At 60.4% G+C, this 10,830-nt stretch carries 8 protein-coding genes and 1 pseudogene; 8 read left to right on the forward strand and 1 reads right to left on the reverse strand.

Annotated features, from left to right (window positions below; all coding sequences use genetic code 11):
- Positions 1–9: 9 nt before the first annotated feature.
- Both NKI22_RS29405 and NKI22_RS29410 read left to right on the forward strand, forming a co-directional pair.
- On the forward strand, positions 10–876 hold the full coding sequence (locus tag NKI22_RS29405; RefSeq protein ID WP_502897726.1) for an ABC transporter permease: 867 nt from the start codon (positions 10–12) through the stop codon (positions 874–876).
- Entirely contained in the window at positions 866–2,497 is a 1,632-nt protein-coding gene (locus tag NKI22_RS29410; protein WP_352816046.1) for an ABC transporter ATP-binding protein, read from the forward strand. Before NKI22_RS29405 ends, NKI22_RS29410 begins: the two co-directional genes overlap by 11 nt.
- A gap of 342 nt (positions 2,498–2,839) precedes the next feature.
- Here the strand turns inward: NKI22_RS29410 and NKI22_RS29415 are convergent, their stop codons facing one another.
- Positions 2,840–3,712 carry a ferritin-like domain-containing protein gene (locus NKI22_RS29415; protein ID WP_352850839.1) on the reverse strand — a complete coding sequence of 291 codons (873 nt, stop codon included), beginning with the start codon at positions 3,710–3,712 and terminating at the stop codon, positions 2,840–2,842.
- Between the two features lie 514 nt (positions 3,713–4,226).
- Between NKI22_RS29415 and NKI22_RS29420 the strand changes: the two genes are divergently transcribed.
- From NKI22_RS29420 to NKI22_RS29445, 6 genes and pseudogenes are all read left to right on the forward strand, one after another.
- Positions 4,227–4,439 (forward strand): cold-shock protein, encoded by a 213-nt coding sequence (locus NKI22_RS29420; protein ID WP_031194806.1) that lies wholly within the window; start codon positions 4,227–4,229, stop codon positions 4,437–4,439.
- A gap of 433 nt (positions 4,440–4,872) precedes the next feature.
- Positions 4,873–5,139 (forward strand): BrnA antitoxin family protein, encoded by a 267-nt coding sequence (locus NKI22_RS29425; protein WP_031194808.1) that lies wholly within the window; start codon positions 4,873–4,875, stop codon positions 5,137–5,139.
- A gap of 153 nt (positions 5,140–5,292) precedes the next feature.
- Positions 5,293–6,550, forward strand: a pseudogene (locus NKI22_RS29430) (metallophosphoesterase family protein).
- Positions 6,547–9,630 (forward strand): AAA family ATPase, encoded by a 3,084-nt coding sequence (locus tag NKI22_RS29435; protein WP_352816042.1) that lies wholly within the window; start codon positions 6,547–6,549, stop codon positions 9,628–9,630. Before NKI22_RS29430 ends, NKI22_RS29435 begins: the two are co-directional and overlap by 4 nt.
- Entirely contained in the window at positions 9,627–9,992 is a 366-nt protein-coding gene (locus NKI22_RS29440) for a response regulator (RefSeq protein ID WP_352469281.1), read from the forward strand. The genes NKI22_RS29435 and NKI22_RS29440 overlap by 4 nt, the downstream gene beginning before the upstream one ends.
- Positions 9,993–10,005: 13 nt before the next feature.
- A partial coding sequence (locus NKI22_RS29445; RefSeq protein ID WP_352939555.1) for a response regulator occupies positions 10,006–10,830 on the forward strand: 825 nt, incomplete at its 3' end.

Genomic DNA, 10,830 nt, shown 5'->3' on the forward strand with positions numbered 1-10,830 from the left:
TACGAACCCATGGCTCAGGTTCACAGGCTGAGGCGCTCGCGCGCCACCCGTGCGAACACGGCGCTGAAGAAGGCACCCTTCAGTGCATGGTTCGGCATCCTCGTGATCCTCGGTTATGTCATCGTTGCGGTGTTCGCGCATTGGATAGCCCCATACGGCGAAACGCAGGTCTTCAGCGAAGCCTTTGCACCGTGGAGCCAGCAGTTCAAATTGGGAACCGACCAGCTCGGCCGGGACATGCTCACGCGCCTGATTTACGGTGCGCGCAACACCATCGGTATCGCCGTCGCGACCACATTGCTGTCCTTCGCGGTCGGCGTCTCGCTCGGCCTTCTTGCCGCATTGTATAGGGGATGGCTCGACCAGATACTGTCGCGTGCGGTGGACGTGTTGATGTCGATCCCAAGCCTGATCTTCGCCCTGGTGCTGCTCTCGATCTTCGGCTCGTCGATCACCAGCCTGATAATCATCATTGCGCTGCTCGATTCCACCCGCGTCTTTCGGCTCGCACGCGCCGTCGGGCTTAACGTGGCAGTGATGGAATATGTCGAGGTGGCGCGATTGCGCGGCGAAGGCCCGAAATGGATCATCGCCAAGGAAATCCTTCCCAATGTCATGCCGCCGCTGGTCGCGGAGTTCGGTTTGCGATTTTGCTTCGTATTCCTCACGATCGCGGCACTGTCCTTCCTGGGCGTCGGTATTCAGCCGCCGACCGCTGATTGGGGGTCGATGGTGCGCGAGAATGCGACCCTGATCACCTACGGTGATGTCACCCCGCTGCTGCCGGCCGGCGCGATTGCCCTCCTTACAGTCTCCGTGAATTTCGTCGTCGACTGGTTCCTGCACGCAACCAGCGGGTTGCGCGATGAAAGGTAGCGGTCCGGGCTCGCGCGAAAAAGGCAAGGATCTGCTGCAGATCCGCAACCTACATGTCGAGGGTTTCTCGGACGAGCGGTGGCATCCCATTGTCCGCGGGGTCGATCTGGCGCTGAAGCGGGGGGAGGTTCTTGGCCTGATCGGCGAGTCAGGCGCCGGCAAATCCACCATTGGCCTCGCCGCGATGGGTTACGCCAAGCCGGGCTGCCGTATTACACAGGGCTCGATCCTGTTCGACGGAATCAATCTTCTGGCACTCAGCGAAACAGGGCGGCGTCGCCTCAGAGGCTCCCGCATTGCCTATGTCGCGCAAAGCGCAGCGGCCTCTTTCAATCCGGCCCACCGACTCCTTGACCAGACTGTCGAAACAGTCGTGGCCCATGGGATTGCCAGCCGCGAGAAAGCGAACCGGAGTGCCGTCGATCTCTATCGCCGTCTTCAGCTTCCAGATCCGGAGACCATCGGCTTTCGCTATCCTCATCAGGTTTCCGGCGGACAGTTGCAACGGGCAATGACCGCGATGGCGATGGCTTGCCGTCCGGACCTCATCGTCTTTGACGAGCCAACGACGGCGCTCGATGTGACGACGCAGGTCGAAGTTCTCGCCTCCATTCGCAACATCGTGGAGGAATTCAACACCGCTGCAATCTATGTGACGCATGATCTGGCGGTGGTGGCGCAAATGGCGGACCGGATCATGGTTTTGCGCCATGGACTTACCGTGGAGGAGGCAGAAACGCGCCAGATGCTCGCCTCGCCCAGCCAGGAATATACCAAGACGCTCTGGGCCGTGCGCAAGCTCGCCAAGCCCGAAGTTCCGGCCGATGACTATCTGCTTACGATAGACAACGTCACGGCGGCCTACGGCCGGGCGGTTAAGGTGCTCCAGGATGTCTCCATCAAAGTTCCACGTGGAAGAACGGTGGCTGTGGTCGGCGAATCCGGTTCCGGGAAATCGACGCTCGCTCGCGTTGTTACCGGCCTGCTGCCGCCGCTTTCGGGATCGATTTCCTTTGCTGGCCAGGCCCTTTCCAAGACCCTGAAGGCGCGCCCAAAAGAGATCTTGCGCCGCATACAGATGATTTATCAAATGCCCGACAACGCCCTAAATCCGCGCCAGACGGTCGAAGAAGTCATAGCTCGTCCGCTTGAATTCTACCTCGGCCTCAAGGGTGCACAGCGGGATAGGCGGATCGGCGAACTCATGCACATGGTCGAGATGAGCGAAACTTACCTGGATCGTCTGCCGGCCGAACTGTCGGGGGGTCAGAAGCAGCGCGTTTGCATCGCCCGAGCGTTGGCTGCCGATCCGGAACTCATCATCTGCGACGAAATCACGTCCGCGCTCGACCAGATTGTGCAGGAGGAAATCCTGAAGCTCTTAATGCGGCTTCAGCGCGAGCTCGGCATGAGCTACATCTTCATCACCCATGACATTGCCACCGTGCGAGCGATCGCCGACGAGATTGTGGTCATGCACCAGGGGAAAGTCGTCGAGCAGGGATTAAAGAGCGAAATTCTCACGCCGCCGCATGCCCCCTATACCGAACGGCTTTTGTCCTCCGTGCCGGAAATGGATCCCGATTGGCTCACAAGGCTGCTCGCCAGCCGGAGGATGTGATCGTCGGGCAGAGCGTCGCGTGTCTTCCATATCGCCACCATTTTACAGCTTGGCGGTCGGCCGTACGGAACAATGCGGGAAAATTGGCGGTTCTCGCCGCACCAACTGCAGAACCTGCTTCTCGGCAAAGCGGTCGGTTCGTTCCGTCCATCGGAACGAACCGAGCGCACTTTCCTGACGTTCTTGTGAGCGCCGCAATGATCGCGGTTCGGAATTCAATCAATCTTGGGTGGGGACTCCTGCAGCGGATTTGAATCGTGATCGTCGCGCAGCCGTACCAGCAGTGCCGACCGCAGGTCCGCTGCGTCTCTTCCGGCGATCCGATCGCCTGTCGCGAGCGGGTCAGGTGCTCTTCAGCGTCCCGTTCATCCCTTCCGGATAGAAGCCACCCTTGCTGACGCCGTCCTTGTCGGTGAGATAGACGATCCGCAGCACTTCTTTCGGCGTCCTGGTGAACGCGATCGCGTCGGGCGTCGAGGGAACGAAATTGGCCTTGCCATTCACCTGGATGCCCTGGTCCTTGTCTTCCGGCCCGTCGATCTTGTCTCGTGCATCGGAGACAGCGTTGGCGGCCTTCCAGGCTTTCTCTCCCTTCCGGTATAGAGTGGAGCGCGCCATTCCCATGTGGTAGGCCTCGACCGCCAATATGCCCGCCGCGGCGGCGAGGAAGTCCTTGTTCTTCAGAAGCGTCGCAGCACCGGCATAGGCGGTGACGCCGACATCCTCGAACAGCATGCCGCCGAGAACAAAGTTCGTTTCGTTGCCAAAGGGGTCGAAGTCCCGCCCGAGGCCCGCTGCCTCCGCAACCGCTTTGAACCCAGCATCGAAATCGATGGCCGGCCTGTCGACTGCGTTCTTTGCAAGCGTCTTGCGGTAGAACCGGACATGCGCGAGTTCGTTTTCAGCAACCTCCTGCATGAATTCGCCGATGGCGGGTGTCTCGAAGGTCACTTTCTTTCCGCCGACGACATCGCCGGGTTTCGAACCGGCATCGGCGGCGTCGATGCCTTTTCCGGTGGTGCCGCGAAGGTAGTATTCGGCCTCCATGTATTCCAGGTTGAGCGCAAAGCGGAAAATGTCCTCGTCCTGCACTTCCTCCTTGGCGTAGGCGCGAGAAACCGGCGCCAGGCCCGTCGTGGCGGCGAGGCTGGCTCCCAGCCCAAATTGCAATGCGCGGCGACGGGAAAGGTGGAGTGAAGGGATGGCACGTATCATGGCTTCCTCCCAAAAGCCCGCCGGCGTCACCTGTTGACCTTATCGCGGGCAATGCGCCCAACTCCACCACAGGCGAAATGTTCCTGTAAGGTCGGGCTTTGCAGGGGTCGTGCTCGGGAGGAAGGGCTTTTTGGCAGCGTAACGTCGGAGTTGGCATCGACTATTTGTGACCAAGCCTCGAGTCTAGACATTGAGGTGACACATTATGAGCCGGATAGCTACGCCCGCTCAGCACGGTCGACCAAGAACTCGAAACGCAAGTCGGCAGGCTAAGGGCCGGAGGGAAACGAGCGGACCGTGATAACCCAGGCCAGCAAGGATGACTGGAGGGGCTTCACGCCGGAAAGGAAAATTCCTGTCGACTTGTGAGACGAGTGGGCCATCCGAGAGAAGCTGGTATTCTGGTCGATCCATCCGGGCCTTGCGATTTGTCGCTTTTGCTGCGTCTATTTATGAACCGGTCTGGCCTCTTCGTCCGATCAAACACGCTGGAAGTCACAAGGAGTATATGCACATGGCAACTGGAACCGTGAAGTGGTTCAACAGCACTAAAGGGTTTGGGTTTATCCAACCCGACGATGGCGGTCAGGACGTTTTTGTTCACATCTCCGCCGTCGAGCGCGCTGGTTTGTCGAACCTCGTTGAGGGCCAAAAGATCAACTACGACATCGAGCAGGACCGACGTACCGGCAAGTCTTCTGCTGGCAATCTCCGCAAAGCAGGTTGATTTCTCTGGCGCGCCGTGGCGAAAGCCGCAGGAGCGCGGCAAGTCACGCATGTACTGACCGCCGTGTAAAAAAAGCGCGCGAAGCTTGGTGTGATGGAGAGACCTGGGCAGCAGATTGCTGCAACGCCTCAGAAACGATCGTGTGAACCAGGTTGTCAGGCAACGGAAGGCGGGAAGTCCCCCGCGTTTTTCGCGTTTGCGTCCTCCAGCGTAGGATGGTTGGCGAGGTGGTGTTGCCCCGTGGAGCACTTTGGCTTGTTGTATCCTACAGCAATGTCATTGAATTGCCTGAGTTGGCCCCACATGGACATCGCGTCGGATTTTTCCTCCCCTTTTGGAGGTTTAAGCTGCCTTCATACTTGGCCAGGCTCAATTACGATGCGCATTCGCACTGAGCCGCTCGACAAGCATTATGACCAGTCAGGATCATCAAATGGCAAATCCTCCACGCCGACCCACAAATCCGATGTCAGCCGCTGAAGCCGCCTTCAAGCCGATCAAAAAGCCGGCGGCGCCGGTTCGCGAACCGTCGGCTGCTCCAAATGTCAGAGAGCTTGTTTCGATCAGGATCGATAGGGCGGTGCTGGACCACTTCCAGGAAGATGGACCGGGCTGGCAGGATCGGATCAACGACACCTTGCGGCGCGCTATCTCCAAAGAACCGACGAATGCCGATGACAAACGATCAGACGACTACTGATCGGCACGGCGCTGATAGCGGCGACGCAGATGGAGTTGAACGGAAGCATAAGCGTAAGCGATTGCGCACCATTTGGACAACCGACAACGTGCATCCTGGAATTTTTTCACCGAGCCGCGGCCGAACCCCTCTATGCTCCGGGCGGAGACCCGAATGGCATTTCGATTCTACACACGGCCGACATTCACCTCGACTCGCCGCTACGTTCGCTGGCGCTGCGAAACCCTGATCTTGCCGAACTTGTGGGGGACGCCAGTCGCCAGGCATTTGTCTCGATAATAGACCTCTGCCTTGCGGAACGTGCCGATGCGCTCGTCATTGCCGGCGATCTTTATGATGGCGACCAGACGTCGATGAAAACCGCCCGTTTCCTGGCGTCGCAAATGACACGCCTCCACCAGGCCGGCACTAGGGTTTTCAAGATCCGCGGAAACCACGACGCCTTATCGCGCATATCGAAACAGCTCGTTTTTCCTGACACGGTCACGATCTTCGGCGGCCGCCCCCAATCGGTGCTGCAAACGGCCGGCGGCTTGACGTCGCATTCCATGGATTGAGCTTCGCGAGCCCAAAGGCGCCGGAAAGCCTGCTGCCCAAGTATCCGGCGGCCCGGGAAGGGGCGGTCAATGTGGGCATCATGCACACCAGCCTCGCTGGATCGCCCGGTCACGATGTCTATGCCCCTTGCAGCATCGCTGACCTGCACGGCCATGGTTTTGACTATTGGGCGCTTGGGCACATCCACGTGCGCCAAGTCCATCCTGGAGCAAGCACCGTTGTGATGACGGGAATGCCGCAGGGCAGGGACATCAACGAGGCCGGAGAGAAATCCGTCACTCTGGTCACGATACGAGATGACCGGTCCGTCGAGATCGAGGAAAAACTGACCAGTATCGCGCAGTTCGAGCGGGCGAGCGTCGATCTGACCGGGACGGTCGAATGGTCTGAAGTCGTCGGCCGTGTCCGGTCCGCGCTCGAAGATATCCGGGGTTCCGTCAGATCCCGCCGCGCTGTGGTCCGTCTCGGACTGGCCGGGGCGTCGCCGTTGTCATGGGCGCTGATCCGCGACCGGGACCTGCTGCTGGCCGAAGCCGAGCAGGCGGCGGAGCAGACGGGCGACACATGGGTCGAAAAGCTTGAGCTTGACCTCGCTCCACAGAGCTCGGAAACAGACGATGACGTCGCCGATCCGATTTTCGAACTCGCGCAATCCATGCGTGCCAATGTCAAGTCTGAGGCCTTCCGCGCCGAGGCGAGGGCGCTTGTCCAAAAGATGATTGCCGATCTGCCGCCGGACGGGCGCGACTTCGCCGGACGGGACGAAGCTGGGCTGGAACTGTTCATCGACAAGGTGCTTGCCAGCGGTGCCGACCTGGTCACGGCCCGCCTCAAGGCAGGTGGAGCGCAATGAGGCTCCGGCGCCTTGATCTTATTCGTTATGGAAAGTTCACCGACGGGACAATCGAATTCGGCCCAAGGCCGGAGTCCGGTCCCGACTTCCACATTGTGTTCGGGCTGAACGAGGCCGGCAAGTCGACCGCACTTTCCGGTTATCTGGACCTGCTGTTCGGTATCGAGGAACGCAGCCGCTACAATTTCCTGCACGAGTACAGCGCGATGCGTATAGGCGGGGTGCTCGAACTCGCCGGCACTGAGCACACATTCACGCGCACGAAGCAGCGCACCAACTCGCTGCTGAACGCAATGGAGCAACCGGTGAGCGAAGTGGCGATAGCGGCCCATCTCGCAGGTCTGTCGCGTGACGCATACGAGACCATGTTCTCGCTGGACGACGAGACGCTGGAAGCAGGCGGAAAATCAATCCTGGAGTCCCGTGGCGACCTGGGCAAGCTCCTGTTCACGGCCAGCGCCGGTCTTGGGCATGCGAGCGACACGTTGAGCGCGCTAGAAACCGAAGCGGACGGGCTCTATCGCAAGCAGGCTCACGGAACCGAACTTGCGCTGCTCAAGAAGCGCCTTGCGGAACTCAAGTCGCGCAGGGACGCGATCGACACCTTGGCCTCGACTTTTGAGAGCCTTGAGGCCGAACGTCTTGACGCGGCGGAAAAATACGACCGCAGTATTGCTGAACGATCATTGCTGTCGGCTCGGCTTGACACCATTGCCAGGTACCTTCGCGCTATGCCGATCCTCGCCGACATTCGACGCAAGGCGGCCCAGCTTGCCGAGCTGCCTGACTTCGCTTCACCATTGCGGACCTGGACAGGCACCGTCACCGGATTGATCGACGACGACGCCAGCCTGAGAACGCGGCTGTCAGGGAACATCGACGACGCCGAGCGCGTGACAATGAAAATCGGCTCGGTCGATGTGGACGAGGCGATCCTGGCAATGTCCGAGCGGGTTCGGACGCTCGCGGATCGCAAAGTGCGCCATGTCTCCGCAGGCCTGGACCTGCCAAGCCGCAGGACCGAGCTGCAGATACTCGACAGCGCCGTGGCGAATTGCCTTGCCGCCCTTGGAAGATCGTCCGAGGCAGATCCGGCTGCGCTGCTTTTGCCTGCTGCCACAGTCGGTGCTGTTCGCGCCATGCTCGAAGAGCGATCGGGAATCACCACCGGCGTACGCGTTGCCCGCAACGAATGCGCGGCGGCGCTCGATGCACTTCAGGCGGCACGCGAGCGGGTTGGGCACGAGAGGGGGGGTGCCCGAACCTGCCAGGGCAAGGCTGGCCTCGGCCTTGTCGAAAGCGCGAGCCAGCGGGCACCTAAAAGACCTCAGGATGGCCCGCGAGGCGGAGGACGCGAGCACGGTTCGATGGGAGGCGGCAAACGGCTCGCGGTCGGCGTGACGCACGTTGTGGAGCTTTTCGGCGCCGGTCGCACGGAGGAGGCGCGCAAGGTTCAGCTGGATGAGATCATTCCGTCGGCTGACCGCCTCGAGCGGCTGACGAACCAGCTGGTCAACATGGCCGAAGCCGACATGGTCGCGGCGATCGAAACGACCGAGGGGGCGTACGGCACTTCTCGACTGATCGTAGTTTCTTTTGCTGTGGGCAGCATCCTGCTGGCACTGGGGCTCGGCTACATCATCTCCTGGTCGTTGATCGAACCGGTCAAGAAGATCGAGACGCGTCTCAGCCAGATAGCGGCCGGCGATTTCGCCCAACAGGTCGCCGTCGCCAATCGGGACGAACTGGGAGCGCTTGCGGACAATGTCAACCAGACATCCGAGCGGCTAGGGAGACTCTATCAAGAGGTGCAGGCGCGCACGGCCGAGCTTGCTCGGTCGGTCGGCGAACTGGAGGCGCTCGGGGAAGTCAGCAAGGCGGTCAATTCGACGCTCGATCTCGCCACGGTGCTGCAGACGATCGTGGCCAAGGCGGTTCAACTGTCGGACACGGATGCGGGCACCATCTATGTGTTCAGCGGGACGAGACAACAATTCCGCCTGCGCGCGACCTTTGGGATGAACGACGAGCTGATTGCCGCGATGTCCGACCAGGCCATCGGGTTGAACGATTTGGGGATCAACGCCACAGGGCGCTGTGCGCCCGTCCAGTTTCCCGATCTCGGCACAGGAACGCCCTCTCACGTCCAGAAGATCGTGCTCGATGCCGGCTATCACAGCATCCTGGTGATCCCACTGCTCAGGCCGAACAAGATCGTCGGCGCGCTTGTCGTCAGGCGTCGCGAACCTGGTGAATTCGACAAGCAGGTCGTCGAGTTGATGGAAACGTTTGCCGCCCAATCGGTACTTGCCATTCAAAACGCGAAGCTGTTCCGTGAGATCGAGGAGAAAGGCCGGGAGCTGGAGGCAGCTAGCCGCCACAAGTCCCAGTTCCTCGCGAATATGAGCCACGAGCTCAGGACACCGCTCAATTCGGTCTTGGGCTTCACAGAACTGCTGGTCGACGGCATCTACGGCGAACTCCCGGACAAGGCTAAGACGACCGTCGCGCGCGTGCAGGCAAACGGTCGTCACCTCCTCGGGCTCATCAACGACGTACTCGACCTTTCCAAGATCGAAGCCGGGCAGCTCACGCTGGCGATCGAGGACTACTCCGTCGCGCAGATTGTTCGATCGACCGTTACGGCTGTAGAGCCGCTGGCACGAGCGAAGGGTCTTGAGCTTTCAACGACTGTTGCCGAGAACCTTCCAATCGGCCGCGGGGACGAACGCCGTTTGACGCAGGTCCTGCTCAATCTTGCAGGCAACGCCGTCAAGTTCACCGAAACGGGTGCGGTCGACATTCTTGCCGATGCGGTCGACGGGCACTTCGAGATGACCGTCCGAGACACCGGTCCCGGCATCGCGTCCAAGGACCAGGCTCTCATCTTCGAAGAATTCCAGCAGGTCGACAACAGCAGTACCAGGCAGAAGGGCGGTACGGGTCTTGGCCTGGCGATCTCGAAGCGCATCGTCGAAATGCATGGCGGAACCATCGACGTCGAGTCCGTGATCGGGTCAGGGTCGACATTCCGTCTGAAGGTACCAATCCGGGTAAATGAGGACGTGAGGGCCGCATGAGCAAACGAATCCTGATGGTGGAAGATACCGAGGACAACCGCCAGATCATCCGCGATCTCATTGCCACCACCGAATACGAACTGATCGAGGCGGCGGACGGCGCCGCCGGCATCGCTGCAGCCGGCGCGCACAAGCCAGATCTGATCCTTATGGACATTCAGCTCCCGGTGATTGACGGGTACGAAGCGGCTCGCCGCATCAAGGCCGAGCCGGCGCTCCGGCACATTCCGATTATCGCCGTCACCTCCTACGCGTTGTCGGGCGATGAGGCGAAGGCACTTGCCGCAGGCTGCGATGGCTACATTGCCAAGCCATTCAGTCCGCGCGAGCTGCTCGCAAAGATTCGGCAGTTCCTTTCCTGAAGGAGACAAGGTCTTGCATGATCCACCCCGCATTCTCGCGGTCGACGATACACAGGAAAACCTCGAGATCCTGCGCATGCGCCTCGAGGCGAATGGATACGATGTGGTGACTGCCGCTGATGGCGAAGAGGGGCTTGCGAAAGCACGCAGCCTCAGTCCGGACCTGATCCTGCTCGACATCATGATGCCGAAGCTGGATGGCATCAGTGTGGTGCGGATGCTCAAGCAGGACAGCTCCCTGCAGCCGATTCCGGTCATCCTCGTCACCGCGAAAGCCGACACGCGCGATGTGGTTGAGGGACTGGACGCCGGGGGCGACGACTATCTGACAAAGCCCTTCGAGCACAGGGCACTGTTGGCGCGAGTGCGCTCGATGCTGCGCCAGAAGGCGCTTCACGACACCGTCGCGAGCCAGTCCAAACGCCTTGAGGACCAAGCCGCGCAACTCTCCGACTGGAACCGCTCGCTCGAGCAAACCGTGGCTGGGCAGGTGACGGAGCTCGAGCGAATGGCGCGGCTCAGGCGGTTCCTTCCCGAGCAGGTCGCCGACCTCATCGTTGCGGCGGGCAATGGAGACGCGCTCTTGCAGAGCCACCGTCGCGAGGTGACCGTTGTTTTTTGCGATTTGCGCGGCTTTACTGCCTTCGCAGAGACCGCCGAGCCCGAAGAGGTCATGACAGTTCTTGCCGAGTATCATTCCTGTCTCGGTGAACAAATCGTCCGCCACGAGGGAACTCTAGAGTATCCGTCTTGGTCAAGGAAGGGATGGCGACCATTTCCGGTCGTCCCTGATGAGGGCGTTAGCGAGAACGACGAGCTTTCTCATGATGGCGGTTAT

Source organism: Mesorhizobium sp. M0778 (genome assembly GCF_040320105.1).
GTDB lineage: Bacteria > Pseudomonadota > Alphaproteobacteria > Rhizobiales > Rhizobiaceae > Mesorhizobium.

Bases quoted from the DNA above. Each gene is read 5' to 3' on its own strand.
- NKI22_RS29405 (WP_502897726.1), top strand. From the start codon at position 10: ATGGCTCAGGTTCACAGGCTGAGGCGCTCGCGCGCCACCCGTGCGAAC.
- NKI22_RS29410 (WP_352816046.1), top strand. From the start codon at position 866: ATGAAAGGTAGCGGTCCGGGCTCGCGCGAAAAAGGCAAGGATCTGCTG.
- NKI22_RS29415 (WP_352850839.1), bottom strand. From the start codon at position 3,712: ATGATACGTGCCATCCCTTCACTCCACCTTTCCCGTCGCCGCGCATTG.
- NKI22_RS29420 (WP_031194806.1), top strand. From the start codon at position 4,227: ATGGCAACTGGAACCGTGAAGTGGTTCAACAGCACTAAAGGGTTTGGG.
- NKI22_RS29425 (WP_031194808.1), top strand. From the start codon at position 4,873: ATGGCAAATCCTCCACGCCGACCCACAAATCCGATGTCAGCCGCTGAA.
- NKI22_RS29435 (WP_352816042.1), top strand. From the start codon at position 6,547: ATGAGGCTCCGGCGCCTTGATCTTATTCGTTATGGAAAGTTCACCGAC.
- NKI22_RS29440 (WP_352469281.1), top strand. From the start codon at position 9,627: ATGAGCAAACGAATCCTGATGGTGGAAGATACCGAGGACAACCGCCAG.